The sequence below is a fragment of the Scytonema sp. UIC 10036 genome, from assembly GCF_009725235.1.
Window position 1 is genome coordinate 57,294 of the sequence record NZ_WJFC01000036.1, and the last position, 25,737, is coordinate 83,030.

Consider the following 25,737-nt stretch of genomic DNA (forward strand, 5'->3'; position numbering starts at 1 on the left):
TCTCTCGTTTCGACTTATCCACAGTTCCACAAAGTGAGCTATCAACTACCATTGAAACCACTGTCAATGAATTACAGGCGAGTTTAAATCTGTCAGAAAATTTGGTGGCTGTCGGCTTTTTCTGGTTGGGGAATGATGTGCCAGCACGATTACTCATAGTGATTCACCACTTAGTCGTAGACGGTGTGTCTTGGCGGATATTGTTAGAAGATTTGCTCACAGGGTATCAGCAACTAGAAACAGGTCAAGCCATTCAACTCCCTGCAAAAACGACATCGTTCAAAGATTGGGCTAATCGGCTACTAGAACACGCGCAAACAGAAGTCTTGAAATCAGAACTGCGTTATTGGTTGAATGCATTTCACGGTGAGATTTCTCCGCTACCAGTAGACATAGCACAAGGAGCAAACACAGTTGCATCTGCTCGTACAGTAACAGTCTCATTAGATGAAGCCCAAACTTTGTCACTCCTGCAAGATGTTCCCAAAGCTTATAAAACACAGATTAATGATGTCTTGTTAACAGCTTTAGTTCTGGTTTTAAGTCAATGGAATCACTCAAAGTCAGTGTTGTTCAACTTAGAAGGTCATGGGCGGGAAGATATTGTTGAGGGTGTAGACTTATCACGCACAGTTGGTTGGTTTACAACAATCTTCCCGGTAGTTTTAAAACTTGAAGGTGACCTAAACAATATTGGTCAGGTGTTAAAGTCTGTCAAGGAACAATTACGGGCAATTCCCAATAAAGGTATTGGTTACGGGTTATTACGCTATCTGAATGCAGAACCACAAATCAGCGCCCAACTACAGACAATACCGACTGCAGAGATTAGCTTCAACTATCTGGGTCAATTTACGCAAGTTGTCAATACATCTTCTGTGATGCAACTGGCTAACGAGTCTAGCGGAATTAGCCAAAGTTTACAAGCTTTGCGCCCAAATCTTTTAGACATTAATGCCATCATTACAAACGAACGACTACAGATAGATTGGACATATAGCAGCAATATCCATCAACACAAAACCATTGAGAATATTGCCCTTGAATTTATCACCACATTGCGTGAAATAATTACTCATTGTTTAACGCCGGAAAATTCAGGTTATACACCGACAGATTTCCCATTAATCAATCTTAATCAACTAGAACTAGATCAACTGTTAGAAAATTTATGAAACTAGAACTTAGCAAAACTAATCGGCAAAATATTGAAGATATTTATCCCTTATCGCCAATGCAAGAGGGGATGCTGTTTGAAACTTTGTTAGCTCCCAACTCGGGGGTATATTTTGAGCAGATAATTTGCACTTTAACAGGTTCTGTAAATGTAAAAACCTTTGAGCAAGCTTGGCAGCAAGTCGTAGCAAAGCATTCCATCTTCCGCACGGCTTTCGTTTGGGAGTCTTTAAGCCAGCCGATTCAAGTTGTATATCGACAGGTTCAGGTGAAGGTTGAAACCTATGACTGGCGATCGCTATCTACTATTGAGCAGCAACAGCAATTAGAGACTTTTCTGGAAAAGGAGCGGCAGCAGGATTTGCCACTGTCACAAGCACCATTGATGCGCCTACATCTGCTGCGGATGGATGAGAATACTTATCAGTTTGTTTGGTGTCATCATCATATATTATTGGATGGTTGGTCTTTACCTTTGGTGTTCAAAGACCTATTGGATTGTTATCAAGCAATTTCTCAGGGAGAAAATCTACCTCAACAAAGAACTATCAGCTATCGCAATTACATTGCATGGTTACAGCAACAAAATAAATCTCTTGCTGCCCAATTTTGGCGACAAAAACTGACTGGTTTTAGCGCTCCCACACCATTGACTGTGGATAAACCATTGTCAATGCGATCGCCCCATTCCAGCTATAGCGAACAACACATTCAGTTGACTGTGCCACAAACAGATGCCGTGGTGTCTTTTGCACGACAACATCAATTAACCGTCAATAATTTAGTGCAAGCGACTTGGGGATTGTTGCTATCGCGTTACAGCCAGCAAACAGACGTGGTGTTTGGTGTGACTGTTTCCGGTCGTCCGCCCTCTCTTGTTGGTGTAGAGTCGATGGTAGGGGTATTTATTAATACTCTACCAATGCGGATGCAGATCGCTCAAAAAACTGAACTGCTGAGTTTATTGAAGGATTTACAAGCACAACAGTTAGAGTCCGAGCAATTTTCTTATAGCTCATTAGTAGAAATTCAAGGTTTAAGTGATGTTCCCAGAGGAATGTCTTTGTTTGAAAGCATTGTCATCTTTGAGAATTATCCGGTAGATGATGCTGTTCTAGAAGATCGTCGCAGTTTTTCGATCTCAAATGTTTGGGGTATTGAACACACAAACTATCCTCTAACGGTTGTAGCGGCGTCTGGGGAACAATTATTGCTGAAAATGAGCTACGATACCAGTCGATTTGAGGATTCAACGATTAGCCGAATGCTGGGGCATTTTGCCACAATGTTACAGGCAATTGTCACCAATCCGCAGCAACGAATTTCCTCTCTTCCCCTGTTGACAGAATCGGAGTCAAGGCAGTTATTAGTTGAGTGGAATGATACGAGCAAAAACTATCCAAGCGATAAATGTATCCATCAATTATTTGAAGAGCAGGTAAAACGCACTCCCAATGCAGTAGCAGTTGTGTTTGAAGACCAACAACTGACATATCAGCAGTTGAACTGTCGTGCTAATCAGTTAGCGCATTACTTGCAGTCAAGGGGAGTGGGAGCCAATGTGCTGGTAGGTATTTGTGTTGAGCGATCGCTCGATATGGTGGTGGGACTGTTGGGGATTCTTAAAGCGGGTGGGGCTTATATGCCGCTTGACTCGGCTTATCCTCAAGAAAGATTAAGTTATATGTTGATGAATTCGGGTGTTAAGGTGTTGTTAACGCAACAGCAGCTTACAGAAATTTTACCCAAGCATGAAGCTGTTGTAGTTTGTCTAGATACCGATTGGCATCAGATCGCCAAGCATTCTGACAAAAACCCGATCGCAGAAATACTATTTAACAACCTGGCTTACATCATCTATACTTCTGGCTCTACAGGTAAGCCCAAAGGAGCAGGTGTATACCATCGTGGTTTTGTTAACTTGGTAAATTGGATGATTACAGATTACCAATTTACCTCTACAGATAGCACGGTGCTGATTTCATCTCTAAGTTTTGACCTAACTCAAAAAAATATATTTGCCCCTTTGATCGTAGGTGGAATATTACATCTACTTCCCGATGAATTCGATCCTGCTTATATTCTTGATGTTATATCCAAGCAGCAAGTCACTTGGGTTAATTGTACGCCAAGTACTTTCTCTTCAATCCTCACATCTAGCGATGATAGTTTTGCTAAAATCCAATCCCTCCGATATGTATTTCTAGGTGGAGAACCGATTTCCATTCCTAGTTTGTTAAGTTGGTTAAACTCTCCCGATTGTTCTGCCAAAATAGTTAATAGCTATGGACCCACTGAGTGTGCGGATGTTTGTTCAGCTTATACAGTAGAACAACCAAATGAATTTTTAAATAAACCCATACCCATAGGGAAACCTATTCCCAACGTCAAGCTCTATATACTCGATCCAAATTTACAAATTGTTCCAGTAGGAGCGATCGGTGAGCTTTGTATAGCAGGTGTAGGCGTGGGAATGGGTTACATTAATGACGAACAGCGTACCAATGAAAAATTCATCCCAAACCCCTTCTCGGATGACAAATCAGAACGCCTTTACAAAACAGGCGACCTAGTGCGCTACTTGAGTGATGGCAACATAGAATACATTGGTCGCATAGATAATCAAGTCAAGATTCGCGGATTCCGCATTGAACTTGGAGAAATTGAGACAGTCCTCAACACCCACCCGCAAGTACAACAAGCTGTAGTCGTTGCCAGAGAAGATATTCCTGATGATAGACGCTTAGTAGCGTATTTAGTTCCTCGTGATGGATCGCTGACCACCAGACAACTACGTGAATTCCTAAAGCGCGAGCTACCGGAATACATGGTTCCAAGTGCAATAGTCATCTTAGAGTCCCTACCGCTCAGCCCTAACGGCAAAGTAGATCGTCGCGCTCTACCCGCACCAGAGCCAAGTAGTGAATTCTCCGAGCGATATGTCGCACCTCGCACTCCCGTTGAAGAAATACTGTCACTGATTTGGACACAAGTCCTGAAAGTCGAGCGTGTAGGTATTCACGACAACTTTTTTGAACTGGGGGGACACTCGCTACTCGCAACGCAACTCATCTCCCGCGTGCGTAGCAGCTTGAAAGTTGAGCTACCATTGCGGAGCTTATTTGCAGCGCCAACAATTGCTTCTTTGTCGCAAAACATTCAACAGTTGCAGCAACAAGACTCAGCTTCTGCACCACCCATTTTGCCCAGACAAACAGATGCAGCACTACCACTGTCTTATGCTCAGCAAAGGTTGTGGTTTTTAGACCAGTTCGAGCCAAATAGTACGTTCTACAACATTCCTGCTGCTTTGCGCTTGCAAGGAACTCTCCAAGTAGCCGCCTTAGAACAAAGCTTCATTGAAATCATTCATCGCCATGAAGCATTACGCACCAACTTCATGACCGTAGATGGACAAGCTTCACAGGTCATTCATGAAGCAACGAATTGGAGATTATCGGTTGTTGACTTGCAGCATTTACCGCCTACAGAACAAGAAATAACTTCTCTGTCATTAGCGCAACAACAAGCACTTCAACCATTTAATTTAGCAACAGAAGTATTAGTCAGAGCAACATTAGTCGTACTGTCCGAGACAGAACATGTGCTATTAGTGTGTATGCACCACATTGTCAGCGATGGCTGGTCGATGGGTGTATTGATTTCTGAATTAGCAGCACTGTACAATGCTTACTCTAAAGGTCAATCTTGTCCCTTAGTGCCACTGCCAATTCAGTATGCAGATTTTGCTTTGTGGCAAAGACAATGGTTGCAAGGGGAAGTCCTGCAAAGTCAATTGAGTTACTGGCGTCAACAACTAGCCTCAGCACCCACATTCTTGCCATTACCTACAGACCGACCAAGACCAGCAGTGCAGACTTTTGCGGGAGCATACATTGAGTTTGAACTGTCAATGGAGCTAACTCAAAAACTAACGAAGCTAAGTCAGTCCCAAGGAGTAACGCTGTTCATGACCCTGTTAGCAGCGTTTAATATCTTGCTGTACCGCTACACGGGACAAACAGACATTTTGGTGGGTTCACCCATCGCTAACCGCGAGCGCTCAGAGATAGAAGGGTTAATTGGCTTTTTTGTCAATACTTTAGTGTTACGCACAGATGTCTCTGGAGACCCCAGCTTTAACGAACTACTACCGCGCCTGAGGTCTATGGCGCTTGATGCTTATGCTCATCAAGACTTACCGTTTGAAATGCTTGTAGAAGCATTGCAGCCAGAAAGGGATCTCAGTCATACGCCACTGTTCCAGGTGATGTTTGCGCTTCAAAATACGCCCATATCGGAAGTAGAGTTGAGTGGGTTAAAGATCGATCATTTGCCCATCAAAACTGCCACAGCAAAGTTCGATCTGACCTTAGCAATGGAGAATACTCACACCGGACTCTTGGGCGGATGGGAGTACAACAGTGACTTGTTCGATCGCAGTACGATTGAGCGGATGACAGGTCATTTTGTCACCCTACTATCGGCAATTGTGGCGAATCCTACAGAGCGCATCTCTCAATTGCCTTTACTGACACCATCGGAGCAACAGCAGTTATTGGTGGAGTGGAATCAAACTAAAGCAGAATATCCTTGCGATCTATGCATCCATGAATTGTTTGAGGAGCAGGTCAAGTGCAACCCAAATGCAGTAGCAGTGGTGTTTGAAAATCAACAACTGACCTACCAGCAATTGAATAGTCGTGCCAATCAGTTAGCGCATTACCTACAGTCATTAGGAGTCGGAGCCGATGTGCTAGTTGGTATTTGTGTTGAGCGCTCCCTTGAAATGGTGGTAGGACTACTTGGCATTCTTAAGGCAGGAGGGGCTTATGTGCCACTTGACCCCGAATATCCAACTGAACGTCTTAATTTCATGCTTCTTGATGCCCAGGTTAAGGTGCTGCTAACCCAAAAGCATCTGGTAAACAAACTACTTGAGCATCAGGAAAAACTGGTTTGCTTGGATGACGTTTGGAAAGAAATTCTGCAAAACAAACAGGATAATCCTACTCAGGTTGTCACAGCTTTTAATCTAGCAAATGTAATTTACACGAGCGGCACCACAGGTAAACCTAAAGGGGTAATGGTTGAGCATAGAGGATTATACAACTTAGCTCAAGCTCAAATTCAAACTTTTGACTTGCGTTGTGATAGTCGAATTCTTCAGTTTGCCTCCTTGAGTTTTGATGCTTCTATCTGGGAAGTCTTGATGGCTTTTGGTTCAGGAGCAACACTTTACCTGGGAACAAAGGACTCTCTAATGCCGGGTACGCCCTTAATCGAGCGATTAAGCAACGATGGTATTACCCATGTCACCTTACCACCATCGGCGCTGGCAGTTCTGCCTGTGGAAGAACTTCCGGCATTGCAAACGATCGTTGTTGCGGGTGAAGCCTGTGCTGTTGAACTGATGCTAAAATGGTCTGCTCTGAAAAACTTCTTCAATGCCTACGGACCGACAGAAGCCAGTGTCTGTGCCACAGTAGCAAAATGCACTCATAATGACCAGAAAGTTTCCATTGGTCGTCCAATTTCCAACGCACAAGTTTATATCCTTGACCAAAATTTGCAACCAGTACCCATTGGTGTACCGGGAGAATTACACATCGGTGGTGCGGGATTAGCGCGAGGCTATCTCAACCAACCAGAGTTAACACAAGAGAAATTTATCGTTAACCCGTTTGACAACTTTAAGGTCACAAATCAAAAGTCAAAATTATATAAGACAGGGGATTTAGCACGTTACTTGCCGGATGGCAACATAGAATACTTGGGGCGTATCGACAACCAAGTGAAAGTCAGGGGTTTCCGCATTGAATTGAGAGAAATTGAAGCCGTACTGAGCCAACATTCTGATGTGCAAACATCTTGTGTCATCATCCGCGAAGATACTCCAAGCGATCGACGCCTAGTCGCCTACGTTGTACCGCAGCCACAAGTAACACCCACCGTCGGCGAACTGCGGAGCTTCCTGAAGGAAAAGCTACCAGATTACATGGTTCCAAAGACAATAGTCATTTTGGAGTCGTTACCGCTCACCCCCAACGGCAAAATCGACCGTCGCGCCCTACCAATACCAGAATCACGCACAGGAATAGAAAACGAGATCGTACTACCTCGCACCCCAATAGAAGAAAAATTGGCACAGATTTGGGCGCAAGTCCTCAGAGTAGAGGTGGTAGGGATACACGATAACTTCTTTGAACTCGGTGGAGATTCTATCCTCAGCATTCAAATCATCACTCGGGCAAAACTGGCTGGAATAGAACTGACAGTCAAACAACTCTTTGCCCATCAAACAATTGCCGAACTAGCAGCAGTCGCTTTCACAACAAAAGCACTCGAAATTGAACAAGTATTAGTCAGTGGGGCATTACCGTTAACACCAATTCAACAGTGGTTTTTTGAGCAGGAATTCCCACAAAAGTATCACTTTAATCAATCAGTTTTACTGACAGTTCCATCTAATATCAATCTAGAAATATTAGAGCAAGTCTGGCAGAAATTGCTGTTACATCATGATGCTCTACGCTTGCGATTTACTCTTGAAGAGGGAACTTGGCAGCAAATTCATGCAAATCCTACTGATAGCATTGCTATTTCTCGTTTCGACTTATCCACAGTTCCACAAAGTGAGCTATCAACTACCATTGAAACCACTGCCAATGAATTACAGGCGAGTTTGAATTTGTCAGAAAATTTGGTAGCTGTTGGCTTTTTCTGGTTTGGGAATGACTTACCAGCACGATTACTGATAGTGATTCACCACTTAGTTGTAGACGGTGTGTCTTGGCGGATATTGTTAGAAGATTTGCTCACAGGGTATCAGCAACTAGAAACAGGTCAAGCCATTCAATTACCTGCAAAAACCACATCGTTCAAAGATTGGGCTAACCGGCTAGTGGAATATGCCCAAACAGAAGAATTGAAATCAGAACTGGCTTATTGGTTGAGTGCATCTGAGTCCGAAGTCGCTCCGCTCCCAGTAGACATAGCACAAGGAGCGAACACAGTTGCATCTGCTAGTACAGTATCAGTGTCATTAACCTCACAAGAAACCCATTCCCTGTTAGTTGATGTTCCCAAAGCTTATAAAACACAGATTAATGATGTCTTGCTAACAGCTTTAGTGCTGGTTTTAAGTCAATGGACTCACTCGAAGTCAGTGTTGTTTAACCTAGAAGGTCATGGGCGGGAAGATATTGTCGAGGGTGTAGACTTATCACGCACAGTCGGTTGGTTTACAACGCTCTTCCCGGTAATTTTAAAACTTGAAGGAATTGACCGAGAAAATATTGGTCAAGCGTTAAAATCTGTCAAGGAACAATTACGGGCGATTCCTAACAAAGGCATTGGCTATGGGTTATTACGCTATCTGAATGTAGAACCACAAATCAGCGCTCAACTACAGACAATACCGACTGCAGAAATTAGCTTCAATTATCTGGGTCAATTTACACAAGTTGCTAATACATCATCTGTGATGCAATTGGCAACTGAGTCTAGCGGACAAAGTTTGAGTTTACTAAATTCACGCCCAAGTCTAGTAGAGATTAATGCCATCATTACAAACGAACAGCTACAGATAAATTGGACATACAGTAACAATATCCATTTGACCAGTACCATTGAGAAGATTGCTCTTGAATTTGTCGCTACGTTGCGCTCTTTAATTGCTCATTGTTTAGTGCCGGAAAATGCAGGTTATACGCCAACAGATTTCCCATTAATCAAACTTAACCAGCAACAGTTGGATGGAGTTTTGGCAGGAATAGCATTCAAACCTGAACTACAAAGCAATTGGCAAAAGATTGAGGATATTTATCCTTTATCTTCAATGCAAGAGGGGATGTTGTTTGAAACTTTGTTAGCTCCCACTTCAGGGGTGTATTTTCAGCAGATAATTTGCACTTTAACAGGTTCTGTAGATGTAAAAACCTTTGAGCAAGCGTGGCAACAAGTGGTGGCAAGGCATTCCATCTTCCGTACAGCTTTCGTTTGGGAGTCTTTAAGCCAACCCCTGCAAGTGGTTTATCAGCAGGTGGATGTAACGCTTCTCACTTATGACTGGCGATCGCTATCTCCTGTAGAGCAGCAACAGCAATTAGAGACTTTTCTTAACTCTGAACGGCAACAGGGTTTCCAACTGTCACAAGTACCATTGATGCGCCTACATCTGCTACAGATGGATGATAATACTTATCAGTTTGTTTGGTGCCATCATCACATACTACTGGATGGTTGGTCTTTACCTTTGGTGTTCAAAGACCTATTGGAGTGTTACCAAGCAATTTCTCAAGAGGAAAGTTTACCTCAGCTTGGAATCAACAATTACCGTAACTACATTGCATGGTTACAGCAACAAAATAAATCTCTTGCTGCTCAATTTTGGCGACAAAAACTGACTGGTTTTAGTGCTCCCACACCGTTGACTGTAGAGAAACCACTGTCAATGCGATCGCCCCATTCCAGCTATAGCGAACAACACTTTCAGTTCACTGTGTCACAAACAGATGCCGTTGTGTCTTTTGCACGACAACATCAATTGACCATCAGTAATTTAGTGCAAGCGACTTGGGGATTGTTGCTATCGCGCTACAGCCAGCAAACAGATGTGGTGTTTGGTGTCACTGTTTCTGGTCGTCCGCCTTCGCTTGCGGATGTCGAGTCAATAATAGGGGTATTTATTAATACTCTACCTGTGCGAATGCAGATCGATCAAAAAACTGAACTGCTGAGTTTATTGAAGGATTTACAAGCACAACAGTTAGAGTCCGAGCAATTTTCTCATAGCTCATTAGTAGAAATTCAAGGTCTAAGTGATGTTCCTAAAGGTACGTCTTTGTTTGAGAGTATTGTCATCTTTGAGAATTATCCGGTAGATGATGCTGTTCTAGAAGATCGTCGCAGTTTTTCGATCTCGAATGTTTGGGGTATTGAACAAACAAATTATCCTCTGACGGTTTTAGCTGCTTCTGGTGAGCAATTGTCGCTGAAGGTAATATACGATACCAGTCGATTTGAGGATTCGACGATTAGCCGGATGCTGGGGCATTTTGTCACAATGCTACAGGCAATTGTCACCAATCCACAGCAACCCATTTCCTCTCTTCCCTTGCTGACAGAATTGGAGTTACAGCAGTTATTAGTTGAGTGGAATAATACGAGCAAAAACTATCCCAGCGATAAATGTATCTCAGACTTATTTGAAGAGCAGGTGGCGCGTACCCCCAACGCTGTGGCTGTTGTGTTTGAAGACCAACAACTGACATATCAGCAGTTGAACTGTCGTGCTAATCAGTTGGCGCATCACTTGCGCTCAATGGGAGTGTCCAGCGATGTGCTAGTTGGGATTTGTGTTGAGCGCTCAATAGAGATGGTCGTGGGACTACTTGGTATTCTCAAGGCGGGAGGGGCTTATGTTCCCCTTGACCCTGAATATCCCACCGAGCGTTTGCGCTTCATCTTAGAAGATGCGCGAGTGAGCGTGCTACTCACGCAACAGCATCTTGTGGAATTGCTCCCAACCAGTGCCCCACAATTTGTATGTTTGGATACTCAATGGCAACAAATTTCTCAGTGGAGTCAGGAGAATCCGAGTACAACAAGAGATTCGGCTGACTTGGCTTATGTCATTTATACTTCCGGTTCAACAGGTCAGCCCAAAGGTGTACAAATTTCACATCGGTCTGTTGGTAATTTCCTTTATGCCATGAAACAACAACCAGGAATTACACAACAAGATACACTCCTAGGGGTGACCACCATTGCCTTTGATATTGCCGCGTTAGAAATTTTTCTGCCACTGATTGTGGGTGCTAAATTAGCGCTCGCCCGTCGCGACCAGGCTCAAGATGGAAGACAGTTAGTAGATTTGCTCTCGAAGTCGCAAGCGACGATGGTGCAAGCGACTCCAGCAACTTGGAGATTACTTTTAGAAGCACAATATCAATTTAGTCATCTGAAAATACTTTGCGGGGGTGAAGCGTTACCAAAAGATTTAGCCGAGCAATTGCGTGGTGTGAGCGCTGGTGTCTGGAACCTTTACGGACCGACAGAAACCACAATTTGGTCATCGGTCTATCAACTCGAATCCGAACAGAGCGTAATTTCCATCGGGCGTGCGATCGCTAACACGCAATTTTATATCCTCGACTCTCATTTGCAACCAGTACCGATTGGAGTACCGGGAGAATTACACATCGGTGGTGCGGGATTAGCACGGGGCTACTTCAACCGACCGGAGTTAACACAGGAGAAATTCATCCCCAATCCCTTCTCGAAAAGCAGGGGAGCAGAAGAGCAGGGGAGCAGGGGGGGAGAACGTCTCTATAAAACCGGGGACTTAGCCCGTTATTTACCAGATGGTAATATCGAATACTTGGGGCGCATTGACAACCAGGTGAAAATTCGAGGTTTCCGGATTGAGTTGGGCGAAGTTGAAGCAGTCCTGAGCCAACATGAGGATGTGCAAGTCTGTTGCGCGATCGTTCGCGAAGACAACCCAGGCGATCGACGTTTAGTCGCCTACATTGTACCGCCACCAGAGCAGACACCAAAAATCAGCCAAATCCGTGAGTTCCTTTCTGCCAAATTACCGGAATACATGGTTCCAAGTGCGATCGTCATCTTAGAGTCTTTACCGTTAACCCCCAACGGCAAAGTGAACCGTCGCGCTCTACCAGCACCAGACATCAGTAGTGAATTCTCCGACCGATATGTTGCCCCACGGACTCCGGTTGAAGAAATCCTGTCACTGATTTGGACACAAGTTCTCAAAGTTGAGCGTGTAGGCATTCACGATCGCTTTTTTGAACTGGGGGGACATTCGTTGCTAGCAATGCAACTGATCTCCCGCATCCGCACCAGCCTGAAAGTAGAGCTACCATTGCGGAGCTTATTTGCGACGCCAACAATCGCTGCCTTGTCGCAAAACATTCAACAGTTGCAGCAACAAGGCTCAGCTTCTGCACCGCCCATTTTGCCCAGACAAACAGATGCAGAACTACCCCTGTCTTATGCTCAGCAGCGTTTGTGGTTTTTAGACCAGTTAGAACCTCAAGGTGCTTCATATAATATTCCCTTCGCTTTGCGCTTAGAAGGAACTCTCCAAGTAGCCGCGCTACAACAAAGCTTCATTGAAATCATTCATCGCCATGAAGCATTACGCACCAACTTCGTTACCGTAGATGGACAAGCATCACAAGTCATTCACACAGCAACGAATTGGACAGTCTCAGTTGTTGAGTTGCAGCATTTATCGACAAGCGAAAAGGAAAGACAATCTCAGCTTTTAACGCAACAACAAGCACTTCAACCATTTAATTTAGCAACAGAACCATTAATCAGAGCAACATTAGTCGTACTGTCCGAGACAGAACACCTGTTATTAGGGTGTATGCATCACATTGTCAGTGATGGTTGGTCATTAGGTGTGTTGGTCGAAGAATTAACAGCACTGTACAATGCTTACTCTCAAGGTCAACCTTCTCCTTTAGTACCACTGCCGATTCAGTACGCAGATTTCGCTTTATGGCAAAGACAATGGTTGCTTGGGGAAGTCCTGCAAAGCCAACTCTCCTACTGGCGCGAACAACTAGCCTCAGCACCCACATTCTTGCCACTCCCTACAGACCGACCCAGACCTGCGGTACAGACTTTTGCGGGAGCATATGTTGAGTTTGAACTCTCAATGGAGTTAACTCAAAAACTCACTCAGCTAGGTCAGTCCCAAGGAGTGACGCTGTTCATGACCCTGTTAGCGGCGTTTAAGGTCTTACTGTACCGCTACACGGGACAAACAGACATTTTGGTGGGTTCGCCCATTGCCAATCGCGAGCGCTCAGAGATAGAAGGGTTAATTGGCTTTTTTGTCAATACTTTAGTGTTGCGTACTGATGTCTCCGGAGACCCCAGCTTTGACGAACTACTGCCCCAAATTCGGGAAATGGCGCTTGATGCTTATGCTCATCAAGACTTACCGTTTGAAATGCTCGTGGAAGCATTGCAGCCAGAAAGGGATCTCAGTCATACACCACTGTTCCAGGTGATGTTTGTCCTTCAAAATGCCCCCATGTCGGACTTCGAGTTAAGTGGGTTAACAATTGGTCATTTGCCCATCGAAAGCGCCACGGCCAAATTTGACCTCACTTTAGTGATGGAGAATACCCGCACCGGACTTGTGGGCGGGTGGGAGTACAACAGTGACTTGTTCGAGCGCAGCACCATTGAGCGGATGACGGGTCATTTTGTCACTTTACTCTCGGCCATTGTGGCGAATCCAACTGAGCGAATCTCTCAATTGCCTTTACTGACACCATCGGAGCAACAGCAGTTATTGGTGGAGTGGAATCGCACTGAAGTGGACTACCCCCAAGATCTCTGTATCCATCAATTATTTGAGGAGCAAGTCAAGCGCAACCCAGATGCGGTGGCAGTGGTGTTTGAAAATCAACAACTCACCTACCAGCAATTGAATAATCGTGCCAATCAGTTAGCGCATTACCTACAGTCGTTGGGAGTGTCCGGCGAGGTGCTGGTGGGTATTTATATGGAGCGCTCCATTGAGATGGTGGTGGGACTACTGGGCATTCTTAAGGCGGGTGGTGCTTATTTACCACTCGCTCCTGAGTACCCAATTGAGCGTCTGAATTTCATGCTTGTGGATGCACGGGTTGAGATGCTCGTGACACAGCAAAGACTCGCGGACAGATTAGCCGAGCATCTACCCGAGCATCCGGCAAGAGTTGTTTGTTTAGACACCGATTGGCAGTTTATTTCTCACTTACCCCAAGCGAATCCGCTCACGAGCAGACAAGCAACTGATTTGGCTTATGTCATTTATACTTCTGGTTCGACAGGCACACCCAAGGGAGTACCCATCGCCTATCGCGGATTGTTAAATTTAGTCAAATGGCATCAGCGTGCGTTTAACGTCACCAACAACGACAAAGCCACCCAAATGGCAGGCACGGCATTTGACGCGGCGATCTGGGAATTATGGCCGTACCTGAGTGCAGGTGCTTGTATCTACCTGGTCAAATCCGATCTCTTGACCTCGCCAGTCAATCTGCGTGAGTGGTTAATCGAAAATCAAATTACCATCGCTTTTGTGCCAACGCCAGTGGCACAGGAGTTATTGTCTTTGGAATGGACGACCCAAAGTTTAGCTTTGCGTTGCATCTTGACTGGCGGGGATAAGCTTCATCACTATCGCTCGGATGCAATCCTGTTTGAGGTAGTGAATAATTATGGTCCGACTGAGAATAGTGTAGTTACAACTTCTGGGTTGGTAATGCATAACCAAAAGCAGAACTCGCCCACCATTGGTCGCCCAATTGACAACACAAAAGTTTACATTTTAGACTCTCATCTGCAACCAGTACCGATTGGTGTGCCGGGAGAGTTACACATCGCGGGTGTTGGCTTGACTGTTGGCTACCTCAACCGTCCCGAATTGACACAAGAGAAATTCATCTCTAACCCATTCAGCACTGACCCTGGTTCCCGCCTCTACAAAACCGGAGACTTAACCCGTTATCTACCGAATGGCGACATAGAATACTTGAGGCGCATTGACAATCAAGTGAAGATTCGTGGCTTCCGCATTGAATTGGGAGAAATCGAAGCTTGTCTGAGCCAACATTCCCAAGTGCAAATATGTGTGGTCATCGCCCGTGAAGATAATCCCCAAGATAAGCGCCTAGTCGCCTACATCGTACCGCAACCAGAGCAGACACTCACAGTCAGCCAAGTCCGTGAGTTCTTAAAGGAAAAGCTACCAGATTACATGGTTCCAAAGGCAATAGTCATTTTGGAGTCCCTACCACTCACCCCCAACGGCAAAATCGACCGTCGCGCCCTACCAGTACCAGAATCACGCACTGGAATAGAAAACGAGATCGTACTACCTCGCACCCCAATAGAAGAAAAATTGGCTCAAATTTGGGCGCAAGTTCTTAGAGTTCCGGTTGTAGGCATACATGATAACTTCTTTGAACTCGGTGGAGATTCTATCCTCAGCATTCAAATCATCACTCGAGCAAAACAGGCTGGAATAGAACTGACAGTCAAACAACTCTTTGCCCATCAAACAATCGCTGAATTAGCTACAGTCACTTTCACAACAAAAGCACTTTCAATTGAACAAGGATTAGTGAGTGGGATATCACCGTTAACACCCATTCAAAATTGGTTTTTTGAGCAGGAATTCCCACAAAAGCACCACTTTAATCAATCAGTTCTACTGACAGTTCCCCCTAATTTCAAGCTAGAGATATTAGAGCAAGTTTGGCAGAAATTGCTCTTACACCACGATGCTCTGCGCTTACGATTTACTCTTGAAGAGGGAACTTGGCAGCAGACTCATGCAGAACCAACCGAGCAAGTTGCTATCTCTCGTTTCGACTTATCCACAGTCTCACAAAGTGAGCTATCAACTACCATTGAAACCATCGCTAATCAATTACAGGCAAGTTTGAATTTGTCAAAAAATTTGGTAGCTGTCGGCTTTTTCTGGTTGGGGAATGACTCACCAGCACGATTACTAATAGTGATTCACCACTTAGTCGTAGACGGTGTGTCTTGGCGGATATTGTTAGAAGATTTGCTCACAGGGTATCAGCAACTAGAAACAGGTCAAGCCATTCAACTCCCTGCGAAAACGACATCGTTCAAAGATTGGGCTAATCGGCTAGTGGAATATGCCCAAACAGAAGTGTTGAAATCAGAACTGGCTTATTGGTTGAGTGCATCTGAGTCCGAAGTCGCTCCGCTACCAGTAGACATAGCACAAGGAGCAAACACAGTTGCATCTGCTCATACGGTAACAGTCTCATTAGATGAAGCCCAAACTTTGTCACTCCTGCAAGATGTTCCCAAAGCTTATAAAACACAAATTAATGATGTCTTATTGACAGCTTTGGTTTTGGTATTGAGCAGATGGACTAACTCTCAATCGGTGTTATTCAACTTAGAAGGTCACGGGCGGGAAGATATTGTCGAGAGTGTAGACTTATCACGCACAGTCGGTTGGTTTACAACGCTCTTCCCGGTAGTTTTAAAACTTGAAGGAATTGACCTAGATAATATCGGTCAGGTGTTAAAATCTGTCAAGGAACAATTACGGGCGATTCCTAACAAAGGTATTGGTTACGGGTTATTACGCTATCTAAATGTAGAAGCACAAATCAGCGCCCAACTACAGACAGTTCCAACTGCAGAGATTAGCTTCAACTATTTGGGTCAATTTACGCAAGTTGTCAATACATCGTCTGTGATGCAATTGGCTACAGAGTCTAGCGGACTGAGCCAGAGTTTACAAGGTTTGCGTCCAAATCTTTTAGACATTAATGCCATCATTACAAACGAACGCCTACAGATAGATTGGACCTATAGCAGCAATATTCATCAGCACAAAACCATTGAGAAGATTGCTCTTGAATTTGTCGAAACGTTCCGCTCTTTAATTACTCATTGTTTAGCGCCGGAAAATGCAGGTTATACGCCAACAGATTTCCCATTAATCAAACTTAACCAACAACAGTTGGATGGAGTTTTGGCAGGAATAGCATTCAAACCACAACTACAAAGCAATTGGCAAAATATTGAGGATATTTATCCCTTATCTTCAATGCAAGAGGGGATGCTGTTTGAAAGTTTGTTAGCTCCTAACTCAGGTGTATATGTTGAGCAAATAATTTGCACTTTAACAGGTTCTGTAGATGTAAAAACCTTTGAGCAAGCATGGCAGCAAATCGTAGCAAGGCATTCCATCTTCCGCACGGCTTTCGCTTGGGAGTCTTTAAGCCAACCCCTGCAAGTCGTGTATCAACAGGTGGATGTGAAGCTCCTTACTTATGACTGGCGATCGCTATCTCCTGTAGAGCAGCAACAACAATTAGAGACTTTTCTTGATTCTGAGAGGCAACAGGGTTTCCAACTGTCGCAAGCGCCATTGATGCGCCTACATCTGCTACAGATGGATGAGAATACTTATCAGTTTGTTTGGTGCCATCATCACATACTACTAGATGGTTGGTCTTTACCTTTGGTGTTCAAAGACTTGTTGGAGTGTTATCAAGCAATTTCTCAGGGAGAAAGCTTACCTCAGCTTGGAACTACCAACTACCGCAACTACATCGCATGGTTACAGCAACAAAATAAATCTCTTGCTGCTCAATTTTGGCAACAAAAACTTACTGGTTTTACTTCCCCCACGCCATTAACTGTAGAGAAACCATTGTCAATGAGGGAAGACAATTCCAGTTATAAAGAACAACAAATTCAGTTAACTGTGTCACAAACAGATGCTGTAGTGTCTTTTGCCCGACAACATCAATTGACTATTAGTAATTTAGTGCAAGCAACTTGGGGATTGCTGCTATCTCGTTACAGTTCTCAAACAGATGTGGTATTTGGTGTCACTGTCTCCGGTCGTCCGCCCTCTCTTGTTGGTGTAGAGTCAATAGTGGGAGTATTTATTAATACTTTACCTGTGCGAATACAGATAGCTCAAAAAACTGAACTGTTGAGTTTATTGAAGGATTTACAAGCGCAACAGTTAGAGTCCGAGCAATTTTCTTATAGCTCATTGGTAGAAATTCAGGGTCTAAGTGATGTTCCTAAAGGTACGTCTTTGTTTGAAAGCATTGTCGTCTTTGAGAATTATCCGGTAGATAATGCTGTTTTAAAAGATAATCGCAGTTTTTCGATCTCCAATTTTGAGGCCATCGAACAAACAAATTATCCTCTAACAGTTGTCGCTGCCTCTGGGGAACAATTATTGCTGAGAGTTATATACGATACTAGTCGATTTGAGGATTCGACGATTAGTCGGATGCTAGGGCATTTTGTCACAATGCTACAGGCAATTGTCACCAATCCACAGCAACAAATTTCCTCTCTTCCTCTGTTGACAGAATCGGAGTTACAGCAGTTATTAGTTGAGTGGAATCGAACTGAAGTAGATTATCCTCAAAATAAATTTATCGCAGACTTATTTGAAGAACAGGTAGCGCGTACCCCCCACGCTGTGGCAGTTGTGTTTGAAGACAAACAACTGACATATCAGCAGTTGAACTGTCGTGCTAATCAGTTGGCGCATTACTTGCAGTCAATGGGAGTGGGAGCCGATGTGCTGGTGGGTATTTATATGGAGCGATCCTTTGAGATGCTGGTGGGACTACTTGGTATTCTCAAAGCGGGAGGGGCTTATGTTCCGCTCGATCCCGAGTATCCCACTGAGCGTTTGCGTTTTATGCTTGAAAATGCTCGAGCAAGAGTGCTGCTCACTCAACAGCATCTCGTTGAGAAACTACCTTCGCATCAAGCACAACTTGTTTTCTTAGACAGAGATTGGCAAGAAATTTCCCAGTGGAGTCAGGAGAATCTCATCTCTGGCGTGCAAGGGCATAACTTGGTTTACGTAATGTACACTTCGGGTTCCACAGGTCAACCTAAGGGTGTAGCAATGAATCAGTTTGCGCTTTGCAATCTGATCTGGTGGCAAATGCAAAATACGACAATTTCTCATGGAGTCAGAACTCTGCAATTTGCTCCAATCAGCTTTGATTTCTCCTTTCAAGAAATGCTACCAACCTGGTGTTCTGGAGGTACATTGATATTGATTAAGGAGGAATTGCGTCGGGAACCATTGGCTTTATTGGGTGTCCTTCAAGAACAAGCTGTTGAAAGAGTGCTTCTTCCCGTTGTGGGTTTACAGCAACTAGCCGAGGCAGCGGTTGGGAGTGAATCAGTGACTAGTCATCTGCGAGAAATAATTGTTGGTGGCGAACAGTTACAGATTACTCCAGCAATTTCCAACTGGTTTAGTCAGCTAAGTGACTGTACACTGCAAAATCATTACGGTCCATCTGAGTGCCATGTTGTCACCAGTTTTACGTTGAGAGATTCAGTGGACACTTGGCCGCTACTTCCTCCCATTGGCAGTCCAATTGCCAACACCCAAATCTACATCCTGGATCGGTATTTACAGCCTGTACCCGTGGGTGTACCAGGAGAATTGTACATTAGTGGTGCGGGATTAGCACGCGGCTACCTCAACCGCCCAGAGTTAACAGTAGAAAAATTCATCCCCAACCCCTTCTTTAGAAACAGGAGAGCAGGTGAGACAGCGCTGCGGGAGGGTTTCCCTCCGCAGGCGACTGCGAACCCGAAGGGAGAGCAGGAGAGCAGGGGTGGAGAACGTCTCTACAAAACTGGGGATTTAGCTCGTTATCTGCCAGATGGTAATATCGAATACTTAGGACGCATTGATAACCAAGTGAAAATTCGTGGCTTCCGCATCGAATTGAGCGAAATTGAAGCAGTCCTAAGCCAACATGAGGATGTGCAAGTATCTTGCGTCATCGCTCGTGAAGATACTCCTGGTGATAAGCGCCTAGTCGCTTACATCGTACCGCAACCAGAGCAGACACCCACAGCGAGCGAACTGCTACGCTTCCTCAAGGAAAAGTTACCACAATACATGGTTCCAAGTGCAATAGTCCTCTTGGAGTCTCTACCGCTTACCCCCACTGGCAAAGTAAACCGCCGCGCTTTACCGATACCGTTTAACCCCAATGGTTCGGACACATTTGTGTCTCCCCGGAATACTATAGAGCTGCAACTGGTGCAAATCTGGTCAAAAATTCTCAAGGTTGATTTAGTGGGAGTAAAAGATAACTTTTTCGATCTAGGCGGTCATTCCTTATTAGCTCCCTACTTAATCGCTCAAATCAAACAGCAGTTTGGTAAAGATATCCCCTTAGCCATCCTCTTCCAAAATCCCACAATTGAAGAATTGGCAGAAGTGTTACAAAAAGATGCGAATGCTTTGAGTTCGTCTCCCTTGGTTGCAATTCAGCCAACTGGTTCCAACCCATCTTTCTTCTGTATTCCGGGCGCTGGTCGCTATCCGTTCTACTTCTATAACTTAGCCCGTTGTCTCGGTTCAGAGCAACCGTTTTACAGTTTCCAAGCCCTGGGTGGAGATGGAGAATCAGAAACCATCAAGCAAGTTGAGGATATAGCTGCCCAATATCTTAAAGCAATACAAGCCGTGCAGCCCAAAGGTCCCTACTTCTTAGGCGGACATTCTTTTGGCGGGAAAATTTCGTTTGAAATAGCGCAACAGTTACTGAGTCAGGGAGAAGAGGTGGCTTTAGTTGCCATTTTTGATACCCTACCACCGATCGCTCTGGCAAAGCCAGAAGAAATGAATGATACTAATTTGCTGATTTCAATGGTCAAAATCTTACAAATGCTGTTCGTAAAAGATTTGGAAATGGAAACCGAGCCACTCCTATCTTTAACTCCTGACGCACAAGTTAACTATGTTCTCGATTACTTGAAAATACTTGACATTCTGCCTCCCGATGCTTGTACCACTACATATTTGAAGCGTTTGATGCAAACTTTCAGAGCTGACAATCAAGCTTTCTATGAGTATGTACCACAACAGGTCAAGCCCATCCCAATTACTCTTTTTCGCGCCAGCGAGTATTATCAACAAGAGCCACCTGAGATAAAAAACGCTGGGCTTTCACAGGACTTGGCCTGGGGATGGAATGCATTTTCTAGCAAACCAGTAGATGTCCAGTTTATCCCAGGTAACCATACGACGATGATGACTCAACCCCACGTTCAAGTCTTAGCCGAACGGTTAAAAGCTTGCATCGAGCAAGCACAAGCAAACATCTAAATACAAAGATGTTTCTAAGTACTGAGAGGATGTTTTAAAAGTCATGATTGATGTATCAAATATTTTTTTACCACCCTAACCCTCCCTTATAAAGGGGAGGGAACACGAATTTTCTGGTTCCCCCCTTTACAAGGGGGACTAAGGGGGTAATAATGTAGTTAAAATCACAGCCAACAACTTTTCAAACAACCTCTTAACGATCGATTCAAGATAGAAAGGTTTTAGGATAGTTCAATGAACGAAATTATAAAAAAGACTTACCCGCTCTCCTATGGTCAAAAAGCAATGTGGTTTATATACCAAATGGGGACCGAGAGCGTTGCTTATAATATATTTATTACCGTAAAAATTAACTCATATTTAAATATTGCAGCTTTCATGCGTGTCTGGTCAAAAATTTTTGACTATCATCCTATACTCAAAACTACATATACTAACCATGACGGCGAACCAGTTCAGCTTCTAAATGAAGAACAAAAATTAAATATCCAAGTAACAGATGCTTCTAATTGGAGTGAAAATTACTTAATAGAGAAAATATTTGCTGAGACTGACCGTCCTTTTAACCTAGAAAAAGATTCAGTTTTGAGGGTTAATTTATTGACTCGCTCAGTCAAAGAACACGTTTTATTGCTAACAATGCACCACATTGCAGGCGATCTGTGGTCTTTTGATTTACTGCTGAGTGAATTTCAAGCTTTATATGCTAATGAAATTGAGCAAAGTCAAGAGCAGACAGAAGTAACTAATTATTTGAACGGGAATAACTCTTATCTAGAGTTTGTTAAATGGCAGTCAGAAATGTTATCGAGTTCGAGGGGAGAACAACTTTGGCAATACTGGCAAAAACAATTAGCTGGTGAGTTACCAATTTTGAATTTACTCGCAGACAAACCCCGCCCTCCATTACGGACTTATCAAGGGACGGGATATATTTCACCACTAGATGAACAGTTAATTAAAAAACTCAAAAGTTTAGCTCTAACGACTGGAACAAGTCTTTATCGGATTCTGTTAACAGCATTTTACGTGCTACTTTACCGCTACACCAATCAAAAAGACATCCTTATAGGAAGCCCAATGAGAGGTAGGTGGGGTGGAGATTTTAAAGAGATTGTAGGCTACTTCGTTAACCTAATTGTTTTACGAACTTCTATACAAGAAAACGCCACATTCACAGAATTTCTCGCTCAAGTCAGCAATACAGTTGAAGAAGCCCAAAAGCACCAAGATTATCCTTTTTCTCTCTTAGTAGAAAAACTCCAGCAACAGCAAGATCCAAGTCGTTCTCCTTTGTGTCAAGTCAGTTTCACTTGGCAACCACAACGTTGGTGTGAATCAAAAGAAAATTCATTGCACAGCCAAGAACAAAGGCTCCTGATGGAACCTTACTTGCTCGGACATCAAAGGGGTGCAGACTTCGATCTGAATTTAATGGTGATGGAAGCTAAGTCTGTTTTACAACTGTGCTGGCAATACAATACTGACTTGTTTGAGAGCACCACAATTGAGCGCATGGCTCTTCATTTTGTAACCTTGCTTGAAGGTATTGTGGCAAATCCTGGGAAGCAAATTTTCCAATTGCCAATATTAACAGAAGCCGAGCAACAGCAGTTATTAGTTGAGTGGAACGATACTCAGGCAGATTATCCCCAAGATAAGTGTATCCATTCCTTATTTGAAGAGCAGGTGGCACGTACCCCCGATGCAGTAGCAGTTGTTTTTGAAGACCAAAAACTGACTTATGGTGAGTTGAACTCGCGTGCTAACCAGTTAGCGCATGACTTGCAGTCTTTGGGAGTGGGAGCTGATGTGCTGGTAGGAATCTGTGTGGAGCGCTCTCTAGAGATGGTTGTGGGACTGTTAGGGATTCTCAAGGCGGGTGGTGCTTATGTACCGCTCGATCCTGAGTATCCCACCGAACGCTTAAGCTTTATGCTTATTGATGCTCAAATCAGAGTTTTGTTAACTCAACAGCATCTTGAAACTAGAATACCCGAACACAAAGCTCAAATTGTCTATTTGGATACTGACTCTCAGGAGTTGACCCTAACCAACAAAATTCCCTTCGCAAGTACAGTAAAACCATCAAACTTAGCTTACGTACTCTATACTTCCGGCTCCACAGGAAAACCAAAAGCAGTAGCCATTGAGCATCACAGTCCAGTCGCTTTGGTGAGTTGGGCGCAATCGGTTTTTACACCCCACGAGCTGGCTGGTGTTTTAGCTTCAACCTCAATTTGTTTTGACCTCTCGGTTTTTGAATTGTTTGTGACTCTGAGCACTGGCGGAAAAGTCATCTTAGCTCAAAATGCATTGTATTTACCTACCATTGCCGCAGCCAACTCTGTCACTCTCATTAATACAGTTCCCAGTGCGATCGCACAATTAATTCAAGAAAATAATTTACCCAAACAAATCTGCACGGTGAATTTAGCAGGGGAAGCTCTGCAAAATCAACTGGTACAGCAAATCTATCAGCACAGTCAAGTCGAGCGTGTCTTCAATCTCTATGGACCTTCAGAAGATACCACTTACTCGACATTTAGCGCGATCGAAAAAGGGACAACTGCCTCAGTGACCATTGGGCGAGCGATCGCGAACACGCAAATCTACATCCTCGACCAATACCTTCAACCAGTACCAATTGGTGTACCAGGAGAATTGCACATCGGTGGAGCAGGATTAGCACGCGGCTACCTCAACCGCCCGGAATTGACACAAGAAAAATTCATCCCCAACCCCTTCTTCAGAAGCAGGGGAGGAGAACGCCTCTACAAAACTGGGGATTTAGCACGTTACTTGCCGGATGGCAACATAGAATACTTGGGGCGTATCGACAACCAAGTGAAAGTCAGGGGCTTCCGCATTGAGTTGGGAGAAATTGAAACTGTACTGAGCCAATATCCCCTAGTCCGCTCAGTTGTCGTCATCGGTCTTCAAAATCCGAACGGTCATCAACTTCTAGTCGCTTACATCGTACCGCAACCAGAGCAAACACCCACAGTAAGCGAACTGCGGCAATTCCTCAAGAAAAAGCTGCCAGACTACATGATACCTAATGCAATAGTCATCTTGGAGTCTTTACCGCTTACCCCCAACGGTAAAGTAGACCGCCGCGCCTTGCCAACACCTGTTAACTCCAGTAATTCAGACACATTTGTTTCTCCCCGGAATACTGTGGAACTGCAACTGGTGCAAATCTGGTCAAACATTCTCAAGGTTGACTTAGTGGGGGTAAAAGATAACTTTTTTGACTTAGGTGGTCATTCCCTATTAGCTTCCTACTTAATGTCTCAAGTTAAACAGCAGTTTGGTAAAGATATCCCCTTACCCATTTTCTTGCAACACCCTACAATTGAAGACTTGGCAGGATTGTTACAAAAAAATGCGAATACTTTTAGTTCGTCTCCCTTGGTTGCAATTCAGTCAACTGGTTCTAACCCACCTTTCTTCTGTATTCCAGGCGGTGGCTATCCGTTCTACTTCCATAACTTAGCCCGTGGTCTCGGTTCAGACCAACCGTTCTATAGTTTCCAAACTCAAAGTGGGGATGGAGAATTAGTGACTTTCAGGCAAGTTGAGGAGATAGCTGCTGAATATATTGAAGCAATAAAAGCCGTGCAGCCCAAAGGTCCTTACTTCTTAGGCGGGCATTCTTTTGGCGCTAGAGTTGCGTTTGAAATAACGCAGCAGTTACTACGTCAGGGAGAGGAGATAGCTCTAATTGCCATTATTGACTCTGTGGGACCAGTTCCTCTAGCAAAGCCAGTTGAAATAGATGATGTTCATTGGCTGATTCAAACTGCCAAACTTTTACAACTGGCGTTTTCAAAGGATTTGGAAATGGAAACCGAGCCGCTCCTCTCTTTAACTCCTGACGAGCAACTTAAATATGTTCTCGATTATTTGAAAAGACTTGAGGTTATACCTCCCGATGCCTATACCACCACAGATTTGAAACGGTTGTCGCAAGTTTTAAAGATTGAATATCAAGCTTTCCATGAGTATGCACCACAACAGGTCAATCCTCTCCCAATTACTCTTTTTCGCGCCAGCGACATGGATTATCTAGAGGCTGTCGATCCCGAAAAACTAGAGCCTGCTCAGTTAAAAAACTATGAGCTTTTACAGGATTTAGTCTGGGGGTGGAGCGCGTTTTCTAGCGAACCAGTAGATATCCAATTTGTTCCGGGCGACCATGTGACAATGATGACTCAACCCCACGTTCAGGTCTTAGCTGAGAGGTTGAAAGGTTGCATCCAAAAAGCACAAGCAAAAATTTAAGAGACGTTCGTTTAATGGGAGCGTCCGATTTTGGCACGTTGCCCTCAGAATAGAATTCTCTTGCTATATAAACAAAGAGGGCGCTACGCAGGCTTCAATTAAGTCCTTGCCTTGCGGACTTGGTTTGTATAGCCCTTAGCAGTGCGTTACAAAGAGCAGCGCCGTGCAGGGGTTGCCTCCGTTCCCCGTTTCATTTCTGGAAATGTCTAATACTTATTAGTTGTGATTCTACATCAAAAAGCATAAGATCTCATTATAAAAAATTTACGTTGATTTGTAAAATATGCCAACCCAAGTTATTCAAAATCAACCCTTAACGGATACTTATTCAGGTTTTACTCGATTTTGGAACAGTGTAAAAGCGATCGCAGGGCCTTATTGGTATCCAACCTCGCCAGGGAAAAGAGCATTTTCAGATGTGATTCGCGCATGGGGAGCACTTATTCTCCTAATAATACTAGTCATTACGTTTGTAACTGTAAATGCTTTTAATAGTTACATGACTCGCTTTTTGGTCGATGCTCTTATTGAAGAAAAAGATTATTCTCTGTGTGTTATACACATCTGAG

At 44.0% G+C, this 25,737-nt stretch carries 4 protein-coding genes (1 of these 4 cut by a window edge); all 4 read left to right on the forward strand.

The annotated features are described in order from the left end of the window. On the forward strand, positions 1-1,175 hold the final stretch of the coding sequence (locus F7734_RS63585; protein WP_166481987.1) for a non-ribosomal peptide synthase/polyketide synthase. Its footprint begins 23,779 nt before the window's first position; the window shows 1,175 of its 24,954 coding nt (coding positions 23,780-24,954); its start codon lies off the left edge, out of view; it ends in the stop codon at positions 1,173-1,175. Next, entirely contained in the window at positions 1,172-20,881 is a 19,710-nt protein-coding gene (locus F7734_RS65375) for a non-ribosomal peptide synthetase (RefSeq protein WP_155746081.1), read from the forward strand. The genes F7734_RS63585 and F7734_RS65375 overlap by 4 nt, the downstream gene beginning before the upstream one ends. A gap of 234 nt (positions 20,882-21,115) precedes the next feature. After that, complete coding sequence (locus F7734_RS18660) at positions 21,116-25,168, forward strand: amino acid adenylation domain-containing protein (RefSeq protein WP_166481988.1); 4,053 nt, start codon at positions 21,116-21,118, stop codon at positions 25,166-25,168. Positions 25,169-25,451: 283 nt separating this feature from the next. Further along, on the forward strand, positions 25,452-25,736 hold the full coding sequence (locus F7734_RS18665) for a hypothetical protein (RefSeq protein ID WP_155746082.1): 285 nt from the start codon (positions 25,452-25,454) through the stop codon (positions 25,734-25,736). Position 25,737: the final 1 nt, after the last annotated feature.

Excerpts from the sequence above, each read along its gene's own strand:
- F7734_RS65375 (WP_155746081.1), top strand. The coding sequence starts at position 1,172 with ATGAAACTAGAACTTAGCAAAACTAATCGGCAAAATATTGAAGATATT.
- F7734_RS18660 (WP_166481988.1), top strand. The coding sequence starts at position 21,116 with ATGAACGAAATTATAAAAAAGACTTACCCGCTCTCCTATGGTCAAAAA.
- F7734_RS18665 (WP_155746082.1), top strand. The coding sequence starts at position 25,452 with ATGCCAACCCAAGTTATTCAAAATCAACCCTTAACGGATACTTATTCA.